The 20,002-nt window shown below is 39.3% G+C and carries 23 protein-coding genes and 1 pseudogene; 14 read left to right on the top strand and 10 right to left on the bottom strand.

Annotated elements, in window-relative coordinates:
• Positions 1-133: 133 nt before the first annotated feature.
• From AC4MDD_RS08380 to AC4MDD_RS08390, 3 genes are all read left to right on the top strand, one after another.
• Positions 134-256, top strand: coding sequence for a hypothetical protein (locus tag AC4MDD_RS08380; RefSeq protein ID WP_260395253.1), 123 nt, complete (start codon positions 134-136; stop codon positions 254-256).
• 4 nt (positions 257-260) lie between these two features.
• Positions 261-701 carry a CopG family ribbon-helix-helix protein gene (locus AC4MDD_RS08385; RefSeq protein ID WP_201951485.1) on the top strand — a complete coding sequence of 147 codons (441 nt, stop codon included), beginning with the start codon at positions 261-263 and terminating at the stop codon, positions 699-701.
• A 90-nt stretch (positions 702-791) separates the two neighbouring features.
• Positions 792-1,814: an ABC transporter substrate-binding protein gene (locus tag AC4MDD_RS08390; RefSeq protein ID WP_201951482.1), complete on the top strand. Its 1,023-nt coding sequence runs from the start codon at positions 792-794 to the stop codon at positions 1,812-1,814.
• Between the two features lie 111 nt (positions 1,815-1,925).
• Here AC4MDD_RS08390 and AC4MDD_RS08395 read toward each other — a convergent pair whose 3' ends face one another.
• The 5 genes from AC4MDD_RS08395 to AC4MDD_RS08415 form a co-directional block, all read right to left on the bottom strand.
• Positions 1,926-2,255, bottom strand: a complete 330-nt coding sequence (locus tag AC4MDD_RS08395) for a DMT family transporter (RefSeq protein ID WP_159128315.1) — start codon at positions 2,253-2,255, stop codon at positions 1,926-1,928.
• Between the two features lie 17 nt (positions 2,256-2,272).
• The gene (locus AC4MDD_RS08400; protein ID WP_490747666.1) at positions 2,273-3,157 is read right to left on the bottom strand and encodes a hypothetical protein; all 885 of its coding nucleotides are present in this window, start codon (positions 3,155-3,157) and stop codon (positions 2,273-2,275) included.
• Positions 3,154-4,164, bottom strand: a complete 1,011-nt coding sequence (locus AC4MDD_RS08405) for an isopenicillin N synthase family dioxygenase (RefSeq protein WP_125273816.1) — start codon at positions 4,162-4,164, stop codon at positions 3,154-3,156. Before AC4MDD_RS08405 ends, AC4MDD_RS08400 begins: the two co-directional genes overlap by 4 nt.
• 72 nt (positions 4,165-4,236) lie before the next feature.
• Positions 4,237-5,133 (bottom strand): ABC transporter ATP-binding protein, encoded by an 897-nt coding sequence (locus tag AC4MDD_RS08410; protein WP_114837068.1) that lies wholly within the window; start codon positions 5,131-5,133, stop codon positions 4,237-4,239.
• Positions 5,133-6,077 (bottom strand): ABC transporter permease, encoded by a 945-nt coding sequence (locus AC4MDD_RS08415; protein ID WP_114837069.1) that lies wholly within the window; start codon positions 6,075-6,077, stop codon positions 5,133-5,135. Before AC4MDD_RS08415 ends, AC4MDD_RS08410 begins: the two co-directional genes overlap by 1 nt.
• Positions 6,078-6,262: 185 nt before the next feature.
• Between AC4MDD_RS08415 and AC4MDD_RS08420 the strand changes: the two genes are divergently transcribed.
• The 8 genes from AC4MDD_RS08420 to AC4MDD_RS08455 all read left to right on the top strand — a co-directional run bounded on the left by AC4MDD_RS08420 (position 6,263) and on the right by AC4MDD_RS08455 (position 11,366).
• Positions 6,263-6,631: an immunity protein Imm33 domain-containing protein gene (locus AC4MDD_RS08420; RefSeq protein ID WP_004693046.1), complete on the top strand. Its 369-nt coding sequence runs from the start codon at positions 6,263-6,265 to the stop codon at positions 6,629-6,631.
• 3 nt (positions 6,632-6,634) lie between these two features.
• Positions 6,635-7,060, top strand: a complete 426-nt coding sequence (locus AC4MDD_RS08425; RefSeq protein ID WP_062034896.1) for a hypothetical protein — start codon at positions 6,635-6,637, stop codon at positions 7,058-7,060.
• Positions 7,061-7,187: 127 nt separating this feature from the next.
• Positions 7,188-7,439: a hypothetical protein gene (locus tag AC4MDD_RS08430; protein WP_004693049.1), complete on the top strand. Its 252-nt coding sequence runs from the start codon at positions 7,188-7,190 to the stop codon at positions 7,437-7,439.
• Positions 7,440-7,472: 33 nt separating this feature from the next.
• Entirely contained in the window at positions 7,473-8,198 is a 726-nt protein-coding gene (locus tag AC4MDD_RS08435) for an ATPase (protein ID WP_490748070.1), read from the top strand.
• A gap of 473 nt (positions 8,199-8,671) precedes the next feature.
• On the top strand, positions 8,672-9,088 hold the full coding sequence (locus AC4MDD_RS08440; RefSeq protein WP_078389285.1) for a YeeE/YedE family protein: 417 nt from the start codon (positions 8,672-8,674) through the stop codon (positions 9,086-9,088).
• Between the two features lies 1 nt (position 9,089).
• The gene (locus AC4MDD_RS08445; RefSeq protein ID WP_078389286.1) at positions 9,090-9,512 is read left to right on the top strand and encodes a DUF6691 family protein; all 423 of its coding nucleotides are present in this window, start codon (positions 9,090-9,092) and stop codon (positions 9,510-9,512) included.
• Entirely contained in the window at positions 9,509-10,378 is an 870-nt protein-coding gene (locus AC4MDD_RS08450; RefSeq protein WP_078389287.1) for an MBL fold metallo-hydrolase, read from the top strand. The genes AC4MDD_RS08445 and AC4MDD_RS08450 overlap by 4 nt, the downstream gene beginning before the upstream one ends.
• Before the next feature lie 214 nt (positions 10,379-10,592).
• Complete coding sequence (locus tag AC4MDD_RS08455) at positions 10,593-11,366, top strand: alpha/beta fold hydrolase (RefSeq protein ID WP_201951474.1); 774 nt, start codon at positions 10,593-10,595, stop codon at positions 11,364-11,366.
• Here AC4MDD_RS08455 and AC4MDD_RS08460 read toward each other — a convergent pair whose 3' ends face one another.
• From AC4MDD_RS08460 to tssA, 5 genes are read right to left on the bottom strand one after another with little or no spacing between them, the layout of a single operon-like run.
• Positions 11,367-12,335 (bottom strand): M15 family metallopeptidase, encoded by a 969-nt coding sequence (locus tag AC4MDD_RS08460; RefSeq protein ID WP_201951472.1) that lies wholly within the window; start codon positions 12,333-12,335, stop codon positions 11,367-11,369.
• Positions 12,332-12,931 (bottom strand): hypothetical protein, encoded by a 600-nt coding sequence (locus AC4MDD_RS08465; protein ID WP_201951470.1) that lies wholly within the window; start codon positions 12,929-12,931, stop codon positions 12,332-12,334. The genes AC4MDD_RS08460 and AC4MDD_RS08465 overlap by 4 nt, the downstream gene beginning before the upstream one ends.
• An 11-nt stretch (positions 12,932-12,942) precedes the next feature.
• Entirely contained in the window at positions 12,943-13,740 is a 798-nt protein-coding gene (icmH, locus tag AC4MDD_RS08470; RefSeq protein ID WP_005399426.1) for a type IVB secretion system protein IcmH/DotU, read from the bottom strand.
• 11 nt (positions 13,741-13,751) lie between these two features.
• Complete coding sequence (tssK, locus tag AC4MDD_RS08475; RefSeq protein ID WP_004693069.1) at positions 13,752-15,116, bottom strand: type VI secretion system baseplate subunit TssK; 1,365 nt, start codon at positions 15,114-15,116, stop codon at positions 13,752-13,754.
• A gap of 5 nt (positions 15,117-15,121) precedes the next feature.
• Positions 15,122-16,252 carry a type VI secretion system protein TssA gene (gene tssA, locus AC4MDD_RS08480; protein ID WP_491882557.1) on the bottom strand — a complete coding sequence of 377 codons (1,131 nt, stop codon included), beginning with the start codon at positions 16,250-16,252 and terminating at the stop codon, positions 15,122-15,124.
• 79 nt (positions 16,253-16,331) lie between these two features.
• On the opposite strand from tssA, the pseudogene tssF reads away from it, so the two are divergent.
• From tssF to AC4MDD_RS08495, 3 genes and pseudogenes are all read left to right on the top strand, one after another.
• Positions 16,332-17,606: pseudogene (gene tssF / locus AC4MDD_RS08485) on the top strand (type VI secretion system baseplate subunit TssF); the annotation flags it as partial.
• On the top strand, positions 17,570-18,568 hold the full coding sequence (gene tssG / locus AC4MDD_RS08490; RefSeq protein WP_491882558.1) for a type VI secretion system baseplate subunit TssG: 999 nt from the start codon (positions 17,570-17,572) through the stop codon (positions 18,566-18,568). The pseudogene tssF and the gene tssG, both read left to right, overlap by 37 nt.
• Entirely contained in the window at positions 18,561-19,988 is a 1,428-nt protein-coding gene (locus tag AC4MDD_RS08495; RefSeq protein WP_004693090.1) for a hypothetical protein, read from the top strand. The genes tssG and AC4MDD_RS08495 overlap by 8 nt, the downstream gene beginning before the upstream one ends.
• The last annotated feature ends 14 nt before the right edge of the window (positions 19,989-20,002 follow it).

Raw genomic sequence — 20,002 nt, forward strand, 5'->3', positions numbered from 1 at the left:
AAATAAATTTTGCACAAAAAATAAACTTTTTAATGTGTTGTTGCTGTCAATCTAATCAAAAAAATTGGCATGTATTCTGCTTAGTTCTAGGTATTACAAAAACCTTTTTTGGTAATACCGAAAGGAGCAGCAAATGTCTAAACAATTCAAAGATGACTTAAATGCATTCTTCATCGTATTTAAACAGTTCGTGGTTGCTATCTTAAGCGCTAGAGCGGGCATTTATATCAAGCAAGATCCATCCGAAAAAGGATAAGCACGTGCCGAAACATAAATTGGCACGGATCAGTATCACTGTGCCTGAACTGACTGTCGATGCATTGGATCAGAAAATTGTTGATCAGCACTATGAAAGCCGTTCTCAAGCAATTGTCGACATGATCAATAAACATCTGATTGCGGATCAGGAGCAACGTAACGCCGTGATGGTGGGGACATTTACCTTGCTCTATGACGCCAGTGTTACGCCACTTAGAGTCCAATTGCTGGACTTACAGCAGCAGTTTTTAGAACAAGTGGTGAGTTCACTGCATATTCAGTTAGATGAGCAAAAAATTCTAGAAGTGATGATTTTGCAGGGCTTAACTACAGAGTTAAAAGCGCTGAGCCAGCAATTCATTGCTTTGAAAGGTGTGATCAAAGGGCATTTGGAACTGATGGATGCGGTGATGCCGCCGATTCCACAAAACGAAGAACAGTGAGCATTGAAAGCTTGACCATGTTCACCGTCCTCAATGGCTCACTCCATACATAGCAAGTTTAAACATTTACAGCATCGGGAAAATTGCATCATGATTAAAAAAGCGTTTTTGTCAGTCTCTATTGTTTCGACTATTTTATTGGCGGGTTGTGATAACACCGCCAAAATTCCTGAAACAAAAAACAGTGCATCTGAGAGCACAGGCACCAAAACCATCACGATTGGCTATAGTGATTGGCCGGGTTTTGTTGCATGGCAGGTGGCAATTGAAAAAGGTTGGCTCAAAGAAGCGGGGCTGAATGTTGAATTTAAATGGTTTGATTATTCATCATCACTTTCTGCTTTTGCAGCCAATCAGCTAGATGCAGTACTGGTGACCAATGGAGATAATCTAGTCACAGCCTCTGGGGGCACTCAAGGTGTCATGATTATGGCGACAGACTATTCCGCAGGTAATGACGTGATTATCGCAAAAGATGGAATTAACAGCATTGCTGATTTAAAAGGCAAAAGTATTGCTACTGAAAAAGGCTTGGTTGACCATCTATTGCTAAGTACAGCACTGACAGATGCAAAAATTAAGACCAGTGATATTAAATTGGTCAATTCTATGACCAATGAGCTTCCACAAGTTTTTGCAAGTCCAGATATTGCTGCAATTGCGGTCTGGCAACCTGTAGCCAATCAAGCGTTGAAGTCTGTTGCAGGGTCTAAAATTATTTATAGTTCTAAAGATAAGCCTGGTTTAATTTATGACACTCTGACTGTGAATATGAGCCATCTTTCTGCCAATAAAGAAGATTGGAAAAAGATGATTCAAGTGTGGGATAAAACAGTCAAATATATTAATGACCCTGCAACACATGAAGATGCCGTGAAAATTATGTCTAACCGTGTTGGAGTCGATCCGAAACAATATGAACAATTTATTGGCGGGACGCATTTACTCGATTTGGCAGCCAATAAAACCGTCTTTAAGAAAGGTTCAGGTTTTGACTCGATTTATGGCTCAAGCTACCACGTAAACAAATTCAACGTTGAAAATGGCATTTATAAAACAGAAATGGATGTTGATGGTGCAATTTACCCAGCTTTGATTGAAGAGTTAAAATAGGACTTCGTAGAAACTAAAAGCCCAAGTTAACTTGGGCTTTTTTGTGTGAGTGTGTTTAAAAAGCAAAGAAAGATCTAATGTTAAATACAGATTAGATTTTAAGGCATGTATTTATAAATGTGTACTTTTAGAAAACACATGAATAATCACGATGCCGATAATCATAAAACTTAAACCAACAACCGCCGCAAAGTCGAGCTGCTGTTTAAAGTAAATCCAACCGACTGTAGAGATCAGGATAATGCCTGCACCTGACCACAGTGCGTAAGCTAGCCCCATAGGGATGGATTTAAACGTTAGACCTAAGAAAAAGAGCGCAATTGCATAACCAATAATAGTTAAAACAATAGGTAAAGGTGCAGTGAAACCATTGGTCGCTTTTAATGCAGAAGTCGCGAGGACTTCTGCAATCACGGCAATCAATAAATAGAGAAAAGCCATAGCTTATTAAAGTTCCCTTACGCAACCACAGTTGCATGATGCATGAGGTGATGTTGTTCTTGTTTCAGCCAATGCTGACTGTCCGCCGTGGTCGATGTTATATTTTGAAAAGTGTATTCAGGTTCATACACATCCACGACGAACACCAGCTGATATGCTTCGCCACCGATCAATTTACGCTGTATAAGGGTTTTAGTATCAACGACTTCAAAACCATCTAGAATGAGTTGTTGTTGAGTCATTTGGGTGCAGCTTGAATATTGAATGAGTTGATCCTGAGTTGAAACTGATACTTCATAGCTTTCAATTTGATTTAAGTCAGAAGGACTTTGCTCCACATAAGAAAGAACCCCTAATGCGTCTACATTCTGTTGAATATGGGGTAAACGTGACTGTGCATATGCCATATGCTCACCGCACATGATGAGACCGCCATCGAGCGAAATTTCTTGTTGCGTGGCAACATGTACAGCTTTGACTAAGTGTAGTCCTAAAAATAAACCCGTACTGGCTTGTTGACGCCAGTCTTCAACATAGGCATTACTGGGTGAAAACTCCAAAATACAATTGCCAATAGTATGTAGAGTTGCTGGCTCAGGCCACTGGGTATGGTTCTGATAATTACTACTTAGCTCCCATGACAGTGATGCATTTTGTGCATCCCAATGCGTATAACCGACCCATGCTTGACGCTCTACGATAGGTGTATCTGTTACTGATTTAAGACGTAGGTCAATGGTGAAACTCTTGGACTGAAACCAATACACAATCGTATTTTCATCGGTCAGGCCATTGTAAAAGCTAATACTTTTACGTCGAAATGCGCCCATTAAATAGGTTGGCACACTACCTGAAGCAGCTGTGATGGGTTTTAGTTGACTTAAAGTTTCAAATAAATTCATGGTGTGTACTCCATGTTTGACTCAGTCAGACCAAAAGAATAAAGTGGAACGGCATTCTTTAAGGCCAACTCACCACTGGCTACACGCTGTTTTAAATAATGAAAGGTTTGAGCCGTTTGATTAAACAAATGTTCTCCACCTGCCAGTGGCGCATATTTAGGTGGCTCATTTGTATTAATCGGTTGGATGACATAGTCATAGTCACAAGAAAAAAATAAAGGGAAGGAATAGCGTTCTTGTTGGACTTTTTTAACCCGATGCTTGGTGGCTAAATATTTACCATTGGACAATATTTCCATCATGTCACCTATGTTCATCACCAAAGTATTTTCAAGTAGAGGAATATCAATCCATTCGCCTTGTTTAGTGAGGACTTGTAAACCGGGCGCTGTGGGTAGTAATAAAGTAAAGCACTCATAGTCGGTATGTGCCCCGATGCCTTCTGCATCTGTCGCTTGAGGGTTATATGGATAGTGAATGAGGCGTAACTGGCTGGGTGCATGTTGAATATGCACATCAAAAAAGTCTTCTTTTTGCTCTAAAGCCAGCGCAAAACAGCGAAATAGTTGATGACCAATCGCTTTTAAGTGCTGATAGTACTGTGAGACATGGCGTTTAAATGCGGGATCATCTGGCCATTGCGTTGGGCCAAGTAAGGGATAATTTAATGCAGACCCTTGATAGTCATAATTCACATCATAAGATTCTTTTAAATCGTAGCTGTTACTCGAAAACTGTTCCTCACCTATAGGCACATAGCCACTATGATTCACCGATTTTCCAATATAGTTTTGCATTTTGAGTGCGTCATCTTGGGCAAAATAGTGCTTCGCGATGTCACATAACTGTGCAAATAATGCAGGTTGAAATTGATCACCTCTAAGGTAGAGAAAGCCAACTTCTTTACAGGCCTGATCAAGCGCTTGAGCAACTTGCATATGGTCATCTAGATTTGGGCTATTTAAAAGGCTGATATCCACCAATGGAAGGACATATTTATCTTGCATGGTAAAATCCTCGCGTTGGCCGTCCAACAGTGCATAAAACCTAAGGGTCGTCCCTCAGGCTAGATCAATGAGTTATTTATGCGTACTAACTTGGGTCATACGTGGAATTTTGGGTAAATCTTCCAGTGCTGGATCGAGTTCTTCTTCTTGTGCATGTACTAAGAAATCGACCCGTTCTCGAAGTTGCTTAAAAGCAGGGCTGGACATCAGTTCAGTGTTTCGTGGACGGGGTAAATCTACTTCAATAATTTCTTTAATTTCCCCAGGATTGGCTTTCAGTGCTACGATACGATCAGCCAGTAAAATAGCCTCATCCATATCATGGGTTACAAAAATGATGGTGATATCAATGTTTTGCCATAAGTCCATTAGGTGTTTTTGCATTTTCTGACGGGTATGCGGGTCAAGCGCACCGAAAGGTTCATCCATCAGTAAAATTTTCGGTTCATTGACTAAAGCACGGGCAATCGCAACACGTTGCTTCATCCCGCCAGACAGTTGATGCGGATATTGGTTTTCATACTTCTCTAAGCCAATAATATTGATCCATTCTCGTGCAGCCGCTTCGGCTGAGGCATGACTTGCACCTTTCATCAGTGGACCAAACATCACATTTTCTTTAACCGATTTCCAAGGAAATAAGGTATAGCCTTGAAACACCATGCCTCGCTCTGGACTAGGGCCTAAAATGGGCTGTCCGTCTACTAGCAATTCGCCACTGCTATATGGGTCTAGACCCGCAACAACACGACTAAAGGTCGATTTTCCGCAACCAGACGGGCCAATCACACAAATAAACTCCCGCTTATGAATTTTCAAATCGAGCTGATTTAAAATCGTGCGTGTGTTTTTACTATGCTGAAAAACTTGACTAAGTTGTTTGGCCTCTAAAATGACAGGACGTTGATAAATGTGATCAAAATATTGACGAGAATTGAACTCCGTCGTTCTTATATCTGTGGTTATCATTATTTTGCTCCCGCTTTCCATTTAAACAGATGTTGTCCGAGTTTCATTAAAATCACATCACAGACCAAGCCAATCACGCCAATAATCAAAATCGCAGCATAGACATTGTCAAAGTTCTGGTAGCGTGCTTGCTGGGTAATAAACCAAGTGATCCCTGTGGTGGTGCCAATCAACTCAGAGACAATCAAGTAGGTCCACGCCCAGCCCAGCAAAACACGTAAATCACGGTAAATATCGGGTAACGCCGCTGGAATGACCACGTGAAACAGACTTTTTGCTTTATTCGTCCCTAGGGTATAACCCGCTTCAATCAGCCCGCGGTCAACCATACGCGTAGTATTGGCAATAATCAGAATTTGCTGAAACAGTGTTCCAATCACGATGATGGCAATTTTTGGTGCATCATTAATGCCTAATATGGCAACAGCCAGTGCACCAAAGGCAGGCGCAGGTAAGTAGCGAAAGAACTCAACAAAGGGTTCAGTGAGCTGGGAAATTTTGTTGGAAAAACCACATAAAATCCCCAATGGAATACCAACGAGTGATGCAATAAAGAAAGCACTGAATACAATTTTGATACTGTGCCAAAGACTTTGATGAAACCATGGTGCATCGGCTTGAGCTGGTGGTGTAGTAAATGCTGTCACTAAGGCTGTCGCAACTTGATGAGGTGCTGGTAAATAAATGGGATTGACCAAATTACCTTGTGGCGGTTCAGTGCCTTTATTGACGGCATTTTGCGCTTCGGCATAGAACACATTTTTGTCTACACGGCTACCGACTTGTAAAAAAGAGACACTGCCAGAGTTGGTAATTTGTACTTGAGGATGCCAAATAAAGGGCAAATAACTCACAGCACACCAAATGAGGATTGGTATTAGAAATGATCCAAAGCCCAGCAATATTTTGCTTTGAGGACTGAGTTCTCGTGCGACATAACCCATAGTTGCTTAGCCCCGATATTACTTTTTTTATAAAACGTAATACTGTTAAGCAAAATGAATGCCACATTTGTAGTGATATTGAGTGTTCACCTATGTGCTAATTGTTTAAATAAAAACAGCCTTTGACCTAAATATGTTTTAAAATGCGCTATCGATAGATTGACGCTCAAAAGGGGCAGCATCGCATGGCACAAAAGTCACAACAATCTGCATTGAATGAATTGATTGCAGAACAAAAACTACTGTGTGAAGAATTTGACTCGGCTTATGTTGAAGTAAAAGGTGATGATGTCGTTGCTGTTGCTGTGCATACTTTGAATCAAGAACCCATTGTCGGTTTACGTAAAAAGCCAGAAACTGAAGAGAATGTCGCTTGGTTTATTTATGGTGGTGAATTGGGTGAAGGACAAGACTTTTTTACAACCATGACTGTACGTGAATTACAAGATATCTTGCCTGATGTACTTCCATATTTGGCTTTAAGTGAAGGTTATCGTTTTATGATTGATGGCGATGACTATGAAGACGTATGGAAAGAAGGCGATGAGTCTTAATACATGAAAAAACAAACATGGACGTTGCTTAGCCTTTCGTTATTTTTATCATCATTTCTATCAACCCTGAGTTATGCAGAAACAACGAAGCTAACTCAGGCACAGTATGATCAGAAGATGGCTGAATATACAGCAACTGTGAATTCAACTAAAACCGTTTTAGATGCAAAAGATAATCCAGCGACAGCAACAGAAATGAAAACCGCATTTTGTCAGCGTATGGATGCATATCATCAAATTGCTGCGCTATCTAAAGCCAATATTGAGTTAAGTACCGCTTCAGTGATGCTGATGGTGGCCAACCGTTATCTTGATCAGCAAGAAAAAAGCCTGACCGATGCAGGGATGAATGAAAGTGCCTTCTGCCCAACGGCTAAAACTTTAAAAGTTGAAGATACGAAACGATTAAAAAGTAAAGTAACCCAATAAGACAGTATGAAATTAGTGTAGATATTAAGATCTAATTTATTGTTTCAGGATGCTGTATAAATAGACAATGTCCTCGATTGTGTTAAGATAAATAAAAATCAACCATCGTTTGAGTAGGAGTTGGTGTATGGCAGCTTATACCGACATTAAAGTAGGCAAATATGAGGATGATATGATTCCTAAACTTGCCATTCATGCTTTTCATGATGCTTTTCAAAAAGCAACCACTCGTTCATCTGTAGTTTATGCAAAAGCAGAGCAGTTGGTTGAACGCGATATTCATGGCAATGAAACTGTTTTACAAGACTTAAGTCATGCTTATGTCGATGTAGGCGTTTTACCGACACTGACACGTAAAAAGAAACACGCAACCGTATAGATTGATATGCCACCTCGACAACCTAGAATAAGAATGTTTGCAGGGCCAAATGGTTCTGGTAAAAGCACTGTTAAAGATTACCTCTTGCCCCAACATATTGGGGCATATTTAAATGCAGATGAACTGGAAAAAAACTTAAGACAGAGTCAACGCATTGATTTATTGCATTATCATCCTTCCTTAAAAGCTTCAGAGTTGGTCACTTTTCTAAAAAGTAAGAAGCGTCCTCAAGGGGGACAGTTCGTGGCCTTACTTGCGCATGAACCAATTGTGCTAGATGAATGGAAGATCGAGTTTAAAACCGAAGAAATTGATTCTTATCTCTGTGCACGCATTATTGACTATATCCGGCTTGAGTTTCTGCGCGTAAAAGTCAGTTTTACTTTTGAGACGGTCATGTCACATATCTCTAAAGTTGAGTTTCTCCGAGAAGCGAAACGTCAGGGTTATAAAACCTATCTATATTATGTCTCAACAGTAGACCCACAAATCAATATTGCTCGGGTCAAGTATCGCGTCAGTGTGGGTGGTCATCCTGTTCCTGAGCAGAAAATTATTGAACGTTACTACCGTAGTATGGATCTGCTCATGCAAGCCATAGAGTGCTGTGATCGAGCCTACTTGTTTGATAACTCTTCTGACGGTATACAAGCGTCTTTTCTTGCAGAAATAGAAGCAGCTGAAACCTTAAAAATGAATGCCGCCGTGTCTAAGCTCCCAAGATGGTTTGCAGAACGCGTACTATCAGAATTCCAATAAACTGCTCAGAAAAAGAGCAGATTATTTTATCCTTTTTCATGTGTCTGCCCGCATAAAAAAATATTCAAAAGTCGCGAATGTGTTTCATAAACCCAGAATAATGATCATGATGTAGAGATGTACCTCTAACTGTATTCAGTTTCTTTAAATGAAAACTATCATGAAATAAAGCGAGAGAAGTTAAGTATTTCTAATCTAAAAAAGGGCTGAATACAAAATCTCTCGGGGATATATTCAAGATTTTTGCATGATTGTGAAGAATAACTATGTAAAAGAAATGCTTTAAGGTGTTATCTAAAAGACTAAAAGCTTCGAGAACGGACGGGTAGTGCCATTCAAATATCTAAAGCTAGATGAAAGGGCCCGTAAACAGTGGTCATAGACGTGCATAGCATCGATAGATACAAAGGGTGCTTGATTATTTTTTAATTAAATATATTATAAAAATATATATTGTTTTAAGGTGCTTACCAATGCATGATTTTGCGTGGTCTTTTATAGGTGGAATATTACTCGGCATCTCAGCCGTTGGATATTTATATACCAATGGACGAATTGCAGGAATCAGTGGTCTGGTCTCTCAAGTTTTAAACTTAAAAGGGATCATAAATACGCCTGCACTGTGGTTTTTATTGGGCCTGTTCATTGTTCCGTTTATATACGCAGCTTTTGTTCAGCCAGAAATCCATATTGAGGCTACACCTTTCATGTTAATTATTGCGGGCGTATTGGTAGGCTTTGGAACTCGCTTAGGCTCTGGTTGTACCAGCGGGCATGGTATTTGTGGTATCAGTCGCTTATCCAAACGTTCAATCATCGCTACAATGAGTTTTTTGTTCGCAGGCTTTATTACTGTGTATGTTGTCCGTCATATGCTTGGAGCAATCTAAAATGAAAAATGTTTGGGCATTCATTTGGGGTGGACTATTTTCAATTGGTCTCATGCTTTCAGGAATGTCGGATCCTGCGAAGGTGATTGGCTTTTTAGATATTTTCGGGCAGTGGGATGCCAGTTTAGCTTTTGTGATGATGGGTGCAATTGCGGTTGCATTTATTCCTTTTCAAAAAGCTGTACGTCAGCCACATCCAAAAACGGTTTATGGTGAAGCCATACAACTTCCTAAAAATACGAAAATCGACAGAAAACTGATCTTCGGAAGTCTGCTATTTGGTATAGGCTGGGGAATTGCGGGAATTTGTCCTGCGCCGAGCTTTACTTTGATTGGACTAGGTTATTTTCAAGCGATCTATTTTATAATTGCGATGTTCGTCGGTGTACTGCTACATCGTAAAGTGATGGAGAGAATGCCATGAAGCAAATTGCTCAAGTAAAAGCATTTTTTGATACAGCGAGCAACACGTTTAGTTATGTGGTGAGTGATCCCGACACTCAGCGCTGCGCCGTGATTGATAGTGTGTTGGACTATGATGCAGCATCGGCAACGACCAAAACAGAGCAGGCCGATTTAATTATTGCTTATATTCAGGAAAATAGCCTAAGCATAGACTGGATTTTAGAAACACATGTGCATGCAGATCATTTAAGTGCTGCACAGTATTTAAAGCAAAAACTAGGTGGAAAAATTGCGATTAGTCATAAGATCGAGATAGTACAACAAACTTTTGGTGAGATTTATCACTTAGATATTAAGAGTTTAAATGCCAAGCAGTCATTTGATTATCTTTTTGCAGATTACGAGACATTTTTGATAGGCAACATAAAAGCATATAATATTCCGACACCAGGGCATACACCTGCGTGTCTCAGTTATGTCATTGGTGATGCTGTTTTTGTGGGGGACACTTTGTTTATGCCTGACTATGGAACGGCACGTTGTGATTTCCCAAAGGGGAGTGCGGCGGCTTTATTTGACTCAGTGAAGACTTTGTACACATTGCCAGATCAAACGCGGATGTTCTTATGTCATGACTACTTACCCGAAAGTCGTGATCAATACCAATATGAGACATCGGTTTATTCGCAAAAGCATGAAAACATTCATATCAATACTACAACGGAAAGGGCCGATTTTGTCGAGATGCGAAACCGCCGTGATGCAACGTTAAGTATGCCAAAATTGATATTACCCGCAATTCAAATCAATATGTTTGCAGGCAAGTTCCCTCAACCAGAAGACAATGGTATTTCTTACTTAAAAATTCCGCTGAATTATTTTTAAAACAGAAAAGTAGCAAGACTTAAAGCATTCGGCATCTTTTCACTTGCTTAAAATCTGATATTAAACAAACATGCACATCATGCTTTTAAATTTAGCCTAAGCAAATATCTCACCTAAAATAGCCTAAGCAAAATTGAACTTAATATAAAAAGTCATTTGATTTATTTCCATTAAAAATTCAATATCTATAGGAATCAAATAAAGTAAGTTTCATATGATCCTAAATCATCAATTTCATCAAAATGAGCAGCCGCGTGCAAAAACATTGGTCTTTGTTCACGGTTTATTTGGCAGTTTAAGTAATTTAGGGATGTTGGCTCGGGAGTATTATTCAAGCCACCATGTATTACAGGTAGATGTACGTAATCATGGGTTATCTACACATTCCAATGTTATGACTTATGAAGTCATGGCAGCTGATCTAATTGAAACTTTAGATGAACTCAATATCGAGCACTTTTCTTTGATCGGGCATTCTATGGGTGGAAAGCTGGTGATGAAAGTGACAGAGCTCGCAGCAGATCGACTAGATCAACTGGTGGTATTGGATATTACGCCTATTGCTTATAAAGAAAATCATCATGAGCAGATTTTTAAAGCGCTCTTTGCAGTACAAAAAGCAGATATTGAAACACGTCAACAAGCCATAGAAATCATGCGTGAATATCTCAAAGAAGAAATGGTTATTCAGTTTCTCTTGAAGTCTTTTAGCAAAGGGAAGTGGTTGTTTAATGTAGATGCACTATATGAGAACTATGCTCAAATTTTGTCATGGGAAAATATAGAAACATGGCATAAGTCTGCATTGTTTATACGTGGTGGAAACTCACCTTATGTAGAAAAGCCAGAATATATAGAAGCTATCCAATCGCAGTTTTCTCAAGCCCAGATTCAGACGGTTGCAGATGCTGGACACTGGTTACATGCAGAGAAAACTGCGCAAGTTCTGCAAATCATCACTCAATATTTGAGTCAGTCTTCAACCTGATTAACTCAAATTTGCAGCTGAAAGTTGTCCTTCAGAGGTCAGCTTTTCAGCCATTTCCGCAGTTTTCTTTAAATTCGGCATTCGATATTCAGTATGGCCATAGTCTTGGATCGACTTCCAACGCCCGCCCCAAGTTAAACCTACAGATTCTGCAACTTCACCATAGAGCTGATAGCCACGCATCGCCCATGGATCTCGTTCAGAAATAACGACTTTTCCATCCCGCTTAAATGCGACATCCGCCGCCAATCCAAATTGGTGATAGCTCTGATAACCACGTGCCAAAGTCGTATTTTTATTGCTGGCTAAAGAATTCTGACGCTGCGGGCTACGATAGCCTTCCAGTAAAACCAGTTCATATCCATGCTGCTCACGCATTATTTTAAATACCATCAGTAAACGTTGTTTATAGCGTGGGTTCATTTTGTGCCACTTACGATCAGCCGTTGCTAAATTGTCATGTGAATGAGTTGAATGTACATCCTGAATACTTGGATCGTAATTCAAAGCACTGGCTTGAATAGAATTATTATTAAGATCCGCTTGCTCAAGCATACTTGCTTCAACTATGGCCGCAGCAACTAAGGATTCTTCGATTTCTGGTGGCGGCGACAAAATTTGCCCATCAAGTAAGGCATAAATTTGTGGATCCGATTGTCTTAAATAATCCGCTTCGATTTTAGTGGGTGTGACGGGGCTGGTAAAAGCAAACATTAAGATGCTAGCAAATAAAAATAGACCCGCAATCAATATCCACCATTGCTGAATATGCCAATGCGATTGCAATTGCTCAGGCGCAGCAGCATGATTTATATGCTGTGCAAAATGACGAGCGGATTGAAATCTTTGTTTTCCTTGAGGAATTAACCCAACAAAAAAGCTTGCTAATTTTGCTCTGAGTTCGTAGGACAGTGCCAAACCTAGTCCTATCGCTAGGATTAGAAAAATCGAAAAAAGAGCATAAATCATAGTCTGATAGTAGCTGGCATTGGGGCTTCGGCGGTACGAGTTGTAATCTTGGTTTGTACACTACCTGTGGGAGATTCTTCAGATTTTTCCACTGCCTGTTCTGCTTTGGCTACTTTGTCGTGATTTTTATCTTGCAGTGCGGCCAAACTTTGCGTTGACGAGTTTTGTTTCTTATTTTCTTTTGATAAGGGCTGAGGACTAGCACTCTTCATCGATGGGGCAGCAACTGTTTCAGCTGGACGAAGAAAAGCTCTGCTTAATTCATCTTCTTTGGGTTGGGGAAAATCAGAAAGCGGCTCAGTTACATTTGAAGGTTGAACACTTTTAGAAGGGATGACTTTAGTTGCTTCAAAAATAGCTTCGGGTTCCCGCGTCGGGGCTTCATTATCGACTGAGGGTTCAGAGACATCGACGCTAGAATTTTGACTAACCTGTATTGAATCATTTTTTTGTTGTGTAAAAAAGTAAGTAAAACCAAGAGTGGCCATCAATACGACACCACTCAAAAAACCACCAAACGCATAGAGCATAGGTGAAATATTTTTCTTTTTTGTAGACGTCAAAATTTTGACTGAAGTCCGTTTTTCATGAGCCATGGAGTTAGTTCTTAGGGTAAATGAATAGTAATATGTGCCTGTTCTGTTGGCGTAGAAATGACATTTTCATATGTGGCCAAAGAATTCGTACTTTGCTTTGATAACATATAGCGCAAGCCTGCAAAGGATAAGAGCGCGAATAGGATTAGAAAAAGTAAAATCCAGTAAAAAGGAAGCTCACGGTGAATCATGTGTTTAATTTGATCGGGGAGCGATGCAAAAGGAGAAAAGGCAGCCTTTTTTCCTTTCAAATAGTCAATTTCATCGCCCACACGTGCGACCAAATGGTTTAAATTTTCTATAGATTCAATGCGATATCTACCATGAAAACCCAGGAGCATGCAGTAATGATAAACTTCAAGTGCGGCTAATCGACTATTTCCTTTACGGCGTAACTCTTCTAAAATTTCAAAAAAACGATAACCCGCAAGTTGCGAGCCAAATAAACTAAGCTGTAAGGGACTGATTAACCAACTATTTTGTAGCTCGAAAAATTGTGCATCTTGCTGAGTCACAATGGTTTCATCTAATAATGCACAGTAAGCATATTTAGCATCTTGAATGTCATCTGATGAAAATTGTAATTTTCGAGCTTGGTTTTCAAAACGGTTGAGTAGGACAAGAATTTTTTCACGAAATTCAGTCGAACTACTCGGTATATATTTGTTTTTTAATAAAAATACAATATAAAACCCGTCATGGAGTAAGTCAACCAAGTTGGTTGTACTGGTGACTTTGGCGGTCATGGGCTGAGTAATTGAACCAGTTCCAATTTGTCCATCATCAAAAAGTGAAGGGGCATTATTCATGATTCATTTCCTTAGCCATTCATCACAGCAATCAATTCAACAGCAATATCTTGGAAACCTGCCGGAATATAAATACAAATCGACTCGGCATCCAACATGCGTTGGTATAAGTCATTATTTGGTTCAATTTCAAAGTAACTCACACCAGATCGCACTGGAATAGCGGTTGGAACTTGCATTAAATGATGTAAAGGAACTGCAGGGAGTGCGGCGATGACGCGTTGTTCCACATCTACGGTATTGCCCACTTTAAAGCGCAATGGAACCAATTGAATCAGTTCGTGGCTTTGCATCATGCTGCTTGAAACAGCCAAGTAAAGTCTTGAATCTCGGGTGATTTTATCTGACTCTAAACTGCCTAACCAATAGGATGGTCGTGTTTCTTTGAGTTGGATACTGATGTAGCGGTTTGAAATAATCGTATCTAATAACTCACGTAGAATGACATCGAGCTGACTAAAACTTTCTTGTAAATTATGATGTTGGTAGCGAGGTAAATGATCAACCTCATGAGCCGTTGAAAAAGTCAGCAATGAGCCAGTCAAACGTAATAATTCAAAGAATAGCCGCTCTGGATGGATATGCGGGTATTGCAATAAATGATTCAACGTCGCGTGTGCTGTGTTGAGTGCATTAACCAGCCAAAATGACACAATGTCGCCAGAGCGAAATTCAATCAGTTTTTGCTCGTTTTCTCGATTATTACTTTGAATGGTTTTAATTTTCGCTTTGATAACATTTAAACTGCGTTTCAAACTCGAGATAAGATTTTCAGAAGATTCAATATGCAAGATAGGCGGAATAAAATGACGATCAAATTCAAATTGACCTGAGCTTTGACGTTTAATTTTTGCTAAAGCTAAATACAAAAAGCCATCAAGCTCTTGATTCGGTTCTGCGTTGACCTCTAACAAGCGAAACTCTGCACGGCGGCGCAATAAGGTGATATCTGCTGCAGTTGCATCTGTAAATAAATCATGAGTTGAGGTTAGATAAGAATGATAGCGACCGAACTGTGCACTATTTTCAGCGGTCACATTTTTCTTATTGGCTTGTACAATCGGCAAAGCCAAATAAACCAAGATTTCGCCACGTAAATTCAGTTCATCTAATAACACTGGCTCTGGCAATAAATCACGTGCCGGCGCCTGATAGATTTCGCCATCTTGCCAAATCATACTAATACTTTCGAGTGCCAAGATATGTGTGTGTAACTGGGCTTCATCAAATTGAATATTTTGAATGCCATAGGCAAATGGAATTGTGGAACGAATGGTATGATTCAGACGTTGTTCATGATACGCATCTTGTAATTGAAAATGTTGAGGACGTAAAAATAGACCTTCACCCCAAAGTATTTTTTCTGCTTTAAACATTTAGATTACCAATCGTTTGATTCATTTGCTTGTTGCACGCCCAGTAGTTCTTGGACGTTATGCAGTGGATTTTCGTTTTTAATGACTTGATTTAACCACTCATGTAGTGGCATCTGACTCCACTTGATGGTTTTCTGTAACATATAGCTTACGGGACTATGCGGTTCATTGGCTTGGAAATAGTCAGAAATTTCTTGTAATACCCGCATGGCTTGTTCACGGTTTGCTAAGTGATTTTGCGGTTGAACCTGAAAGCCTTTGGATGGATGGACGGTGTTCATGTCAATCTCTTGTTCTTTGTGCTGAGTAAATGAAAGTGCCTGTGTTGTTATCGTTGCGGCAGCAGAAGACTCAGACGTTTGTGTCGCCATTACAGGCTGAGTAAAAACATCGGTTTTGTAGAGCTTTTTTAAACTGGTGTGGATGTTTTCAAGCTGAGTATCAATCGCAGCAAAGCTTGGTGCATCTAAGCCTATTAAGGTATCTAATACACTTTTCAAAATTGACCATTCAGCCAGAATCGCCGAAAAATGTTGATAGTTCTGATATTGAAATGATTTTGATGTATTGAACAAGCTCTGCTCAAATTGTTCCAAAATCTGAGAGCTATTGGCATCATCCGTATAACTTTCGACTTGTTTCAACAAATGGTTTTTTTGTCTCAATAAGGCTTCATAATCACTGAGTGAAAATGAAGGAACATTCACGATAGCGACTTGTTTAATCAGTGGAATCAAATGATTAATTGAACCTTGTAATAAACCTAGACGTTGATCTAAATCTTCTTCTTCAATTTCAGGATGAAGTTGTATCCAATACTCATTTAGCGTCCGGTGCATAAGCTCTAGGGCTTTTGCGGTGCCTTCGAATCCGTATAAATTTGACCACGCTTCAAGTACCCAGCCCAATAAGCGTAAATCCTTCGATTTTTCCGTGAGAAGTTCGATAGATTTTTGTTCAACGAAATGCCAGTCTGCTTGCTTGGGTTCAGCGACCCAGTCGCCTTGATCGAGTAGTGGATCATCCTGAGTTTTTGCAATTTTGATAGCGTGGAATTCATTGGAAAAAGACAAGTCTTGTCCACATGGTTGATCGCTTGAGATAGGAGACAATAAAGGCTCGATTTCTAAGCTCATAATTTTACACTCTATATTCTATTAAACTTGATTCGCTTTATTTTTAGCAGGATGTCGTTTCTTTTTAGCCGTAGAAAAAGAAAACTTGCCTATTTATTTGGATGCGATATCCAATTTTCCACTACAAGTTTTGGATGCTGTGTTCCAGTCGGGTACAGGATTTTCATTAAAGTTTGGTCATCGCGTCATCGACATCCCAAATCCGTTTAGTATCATGGGTTTTGCTGAAACTGAAAGTCTGTTGCCCTTGGATCAACATACACATCATGCATACCGGCTGTTGATGGAATATTTCTGTTTTTCTGAAAAATTTAACTTTCTCAATATGAACTTAGGTTTGTTAAAATATTTAGAAAAAGAGCAAAATCAGTTTGAAATTTTGATTCATCTTAAACTGAATTTAAATGATCAGGTCAATATTCGAAATTATTCTGAGTTGAATGTCGCAAACTTTAAATTATATGTGGTACCAGTTATCAATTTATTTAAAAAACAGGCTGAACCTCAAAAAATTAATCATCAACAACTCGAATATCCTTTAATTACCGATGCTCATCATCCTGAGTTTTATCAAACTTATTCGATTACTAAAATGCAAATGATTCGTGAAAAGTCGAATAAAGATCAAACTACTTTTGACATTTATCCATTCTTTGCGATGAGTCATTATCAAAAGGATGAGACTCAGTTTTTTTATAGTTTGAATTCGGCACAGCTACAAAATAAATATGTTGAAACAGGTTATAGTATTATTTCAAAACATTTATCGCCTGAAACAACCAAATCTGATTTTATCAGTACGCAATTATTATGCTCCAATCGTGATTTACCCCATGAGGCATTGAGCCAAGCCAACAATATATTAAATTTGAATGATAGTAGTCTGGCACGGCGAGCTGTGGTTTTAAAAAGACCGAATAAACCCTATTACTTTGAACAAAATAAAAAAGAGCAATGGCGGATCATTTCGCATTTATCATTAAATACTTTATCTCTCACCAAGGGCGATGCTTTAAGCCATATTCAGGAATTGCTTGAACTGTATAACCTGCCTCAGCTCAAAGAAAACCACCTTATTATTAATGCGATTCAGTCGGTTAGTTTTGAATTAAAGCAAAAGATGGTGGATGCAAAACCATTCCCACTCTTTATACGAGGGTTGAAAGTAAATCTAGGGATTGATTCGAAAGTGTTTCGAGGACATAGCCTGTATATTTTTAGTCAGTTGTTGTCGCATGTCTTTAATCTAAAAGTCCAGATGAACAGTTTTGTCGATGTTGTTATTTCAGATGCTCAATCTCAACAGGAGTTATACCAATGCGTGCAGAACGTTGGTGGCAAGACACTTCTATAGTTGATGTACTGGTTGAACAACCGAACGCTTTTGAATTTATTCAGGCCACGCGATTACTACGTCATGCGGAGGCTCCCCATGCTCAAAAAGAAGGGGATTGGGCAAAGCAATTTAAGTTTCATAGTTCACTGAATCTTAATTTTCCGAATGCAGAAATTGAGAGTTTGACCCTTGACGAAGAAAAAATTCACTTAACCAACTTAATGATTGGTTTAACTGGGATTCAGGGCACCTTACCGTATAGCTATACCAATAAAATTAAACAAAGTGCGCGTATACAACGGAATGAAACACTTCATTTTTTAGGTTTATTTAATCACAAGCTCACTGCGCAATATGTGGATGCATCTTTAGCTTACCATTTACCGATTCGCTATGAGATTGAGCAAGAAAACCATTACCTCGATATTTTGCATGCACTAAATGGCTATGTGAGTGTTCAACATGAGCAGCAGGATTTAGATCATTATTTTGCTGAATTCGCTGGATTAATGCAGGGGCAAAATAATACATCACATGCGCTAAAAACCATGCTGAGTTGTGTGTTTAAGCAACCCTTTAAGATTAAAGAATTTGTTGAAGAGGTCTTTCATTTGTCCCCTGAACAAAGAAGCACACTGGGTGGTAATAATCAATTGGGCATTAATACCTTTTGTGGAGAAAATATCCGTCAAATAGATGGAAAAATTGAAATAGAAGTTGGCCCCGTCTCATACACCGAGTATTTAAAATTTTTACCCGATCAAGCTGAGAGTATAAAACTTAAACGATTACTTGCAAGCTGGCTCAGTCCAACGCTTGGGGTGGATTTAAGAATCATCCTGAGGAAAGAGGATATTCAACCGATTCAGCTGAGTTCAACGATGACCATTGGTTTATCACAAGGCGCTTTTTTAATGCCGATGCCAACTGAACACAATCATGAAACCTGTTATACATTGATGGGGATAGGGCATGCTTAAGCTCTTTATTGGTACTTTGAGCAGCTTGTTGTTGCTTGTTGCAGGAATCGTCATTTTTTATTGGCGAGATATTCAATATGACCCAACTGGGGCAGACCTGCTCAATTATTTGCTTCTATTTCCACTGATTCTGTGTGTGATTTTATGGTCTCCTGTATTTATTTATCATGCCATTAAAGCCCACCAAAAGCGCAAAGAGCAACAAAAACAAGCGCAAGTAGAGCAGCATCAGGATGATGACAACCAACAGGCTGAAGCTGTTGAAGTTCAGTGGTTGAACCTGAATATTTATTCCTCGTCTGCATATAGTGCTTTTGGGGAAAATGACGAGATTCTTGACGAGATTAAAAAATATAAAAGCCCAGAGCTCGATACGCAATTACAAAATGCCTATGGCTTACCGATGCTGTCTTATCGCATACATGCACTAGATCATGTCATTACAAATCAGGACGATGGTGAAGTCGTTGATCATCCGCGCCATCTGCGAATTCAAGCTCTGATCGAGCATCAACTAGAGCAACATGCAGAAACATTGTGGCAAGTCTCGCAGCATTTAAAGCAATCGGCTTTATTTTATGACAGTGAATTGGCCTATGAATATCGTATGCATCCGGCATGGATTGATCCTACGAGTGAATATGATAGCAATGAACCAGAGGAACAACCTGATGTGCAGCAGGTTGCTAAATTAAACCGTATCAATATACATATGCTGCTGCCTGAATCGATGTTACATGCTTGGAATGAAGAACAAAGCAGTGGCGTCGTACAGGATTATTTAAGTTCATTAGGCGTGATTACGCAGCAAATTCATCTTGAGCACCATTATTTCAGTCAAGAAACAGCCTATAAAGATTGGATGCTGTTATTGGAGCAAATTTCTCAGCAGTCAGAGGAAATCACGTTCATCCTGAATGTAGATTCTGAAATTGACCAAGAACTGCTTGATGAAAAAACATGGTTAACCGACCATTACTTGCCTGCTGAATATGCCTCTAGTTGGTGCTTAGCATCATCTTCTTTACCATTACTTGATATCAAACCCTTAAAACAACTCAAGATTGCACTAAACGAGGCCAATCTTGCCAATCATTTTGAATCCCCACCGATGAAGCAATTAGAACAATTTAAAGATATTCAGCCTTTTGTGCTGATGCTCGATGATATTACAGACATTCAAACCATGAAAAAACTTAACCAAATTTTCGATCGAAGTGGGATTGAATTGCATCACTTCATTCATACCAAACAAAGCTTTGGACATACGCAGCATTTGGCCAAAGTATTTGGATTTATGTTGAGTATGCATTTGCCTGATGAGCTGATGGCGATGATTTATAGCACTGATCAATTGTCTACACATTGTTTTCTACATGCGTGTGAAGACAGTAATATCCCTGTAGAACCAACCATTTAAATTAAAAAAGAATA

The organism is Acinetobacter sp. CAU_H_29a_1, from assembly GCF_058599505.1.

Bases quoted from the DNA above. Each gene is read 5' to 3' on its own strand.
- AC4MDD_RS08380 (WP_260395253.1), top strand. From the start codon at position 134: ATGTCTAAACAATTCAAAGATGACTTAAATGCATTCTTCATCGTATTT.
- AC4MDD_RS08390 (WP_201951482.1), top strand. From the start codon at position 792: ATGATTAAAAAAGCGTTTTTGTCAGTCTCTATTGTTTCGACTATTTTA.
- AC4MDD_RS08395 (WP_159128315.1), bottom strand. From the start codon at position 2,255: ATGGCTTTTCTCTATTTATTGATTGCCGTGATTGCAGAAGTCCTCGCG.
- AC4MDD_RS08400 (WP_490747666.1), bottom strand. From the start codon at position 3,157: ATGAATTTATTTGAAACTTTAAGTCAACTAAAACCCATCACAGCTGCT.
- AC4MDD_RS08405 (WP_125273816.1), bottom strand. From the start codon at position 4,164: ATGCAAGATAAATATGTCCTTCCATTGGTGGATATCAGCCTTTTAAAT.
- AC4MDD_RS08410 (WP_114837068.1), bottom strand. From the start codon at position 5,133: ATGATAACCACAGATATAAGAACGACGGAGTTCAATTCTCGTCAATAT.
- AC4MDD_RS08415 (WP_114837069.1), bottom strand. From the start codon at position 6,077: ATGGGTTATGTCGCACGAGAACTCAGTCCTCAAAGCAAAATATTGCTG.
- AC4MDD_RS08420 (WP_004693046.1), top strand. From the start codon at position 6,263: ATGGCACAAAAGTCACAACAATCTGCATTGAATGAATTGATTGCAGAA.
- AC4MDD_RS08425 (WP_062034896.1), top strand. From the start codon at position 6,635: ATGAAAAAACAAACATGGACGTTGCTTAGCCTTTCGTTATTTTTATCA.
- AC4MDD_RS08430 (WP_004693049.1), top strand. From the start codon at position 7,188: ATGGCAGCTTATACCGACATTAAAGTAGGCAAATATGAGGATGATATG.
- AC4MDD_RS08435 (WP_490748070.1), top strand. From the start codon at position 7,473: ATGTTTGCAGGGCCAAATGGTTCTGGTAAAAGCACTGTTAAAGATTAC.
- AC4MDD_RS08440 (WP_078389285.1), top strand. From the start codon at position 8,672: ATGCATGATTTTGCGTGGTCTTTTATAGGTGGAATATTACTCGGCATC.
- AC4MDD_RS08445 (WP_078389286.1), top strand. From the start codon at position 9,090: ATGAAAAATGTTTGGGCATTCATTTGGGGTGGACTATTTTCAATTGGT.
- AC4MDD_RS08450 (WP_078389287.1), top strand. From the start codon at position 9,509: ATGAAGCAAATTGCTCAAGTAAAAGCATTTTTTGATACAGCGAGCAAC.
- AC4MDD_RS08455 (WP_201951474.1), top strand. From the start codon at position 10,593: ATGATCCTAAATCATCAATTTCATCAAAATGAGCAGCCGCGTGCAAAA.
- AC4MDD_RS08460 (WP_201951472.1), bottom strand. From the start codon at position 12,335: ATGATTTATGCTCTTTTTTCGATTTTTCTAATCCTAGCGATAGGACTA.
- AC4MDD_RS08465 (WP_201951470.1), bottom strand. From the start codon at position 12,931: ATGGCTCATGAAAAACGGACTTCAGTCAAAATTTTGACGTCTACAAAA.
- icmH (WP_005399426.1), bottom strand. From the start codon at position 13,740: ATGAATAATGCCCCTTCACTTTTTGATGATGGACAAATTGGAACTGGT.
- tssK (WP_004693069.1), bottom strand. From the start codon at position 15,116: ATGTTTAAAGCAGAAAAAATACTTTGGGGTGAAGGTCTATTTTTACGT.
- tssA (WP_491882557.1), bottom strand. From the start codon at position 16,252: ATGAGCTTAGAAATCGAGCCTTTATTGTCTCCTATCTCAAGCGATCAA.
- tssG (WP_491882558.1), top strand. From the start codon at position 17,570: ATGCGTGCAGAACGTTGGTGGCAAGACACTTCTATAGTTGATGTACTG.
- AC4MDD_RS08495 (WP_004693090.1), top strand. From the start codon at position 18,561: ATGCTTAAGCTCTTTATTGGTACTTTGAGCAGCTTGTTGTTGCTTGTT.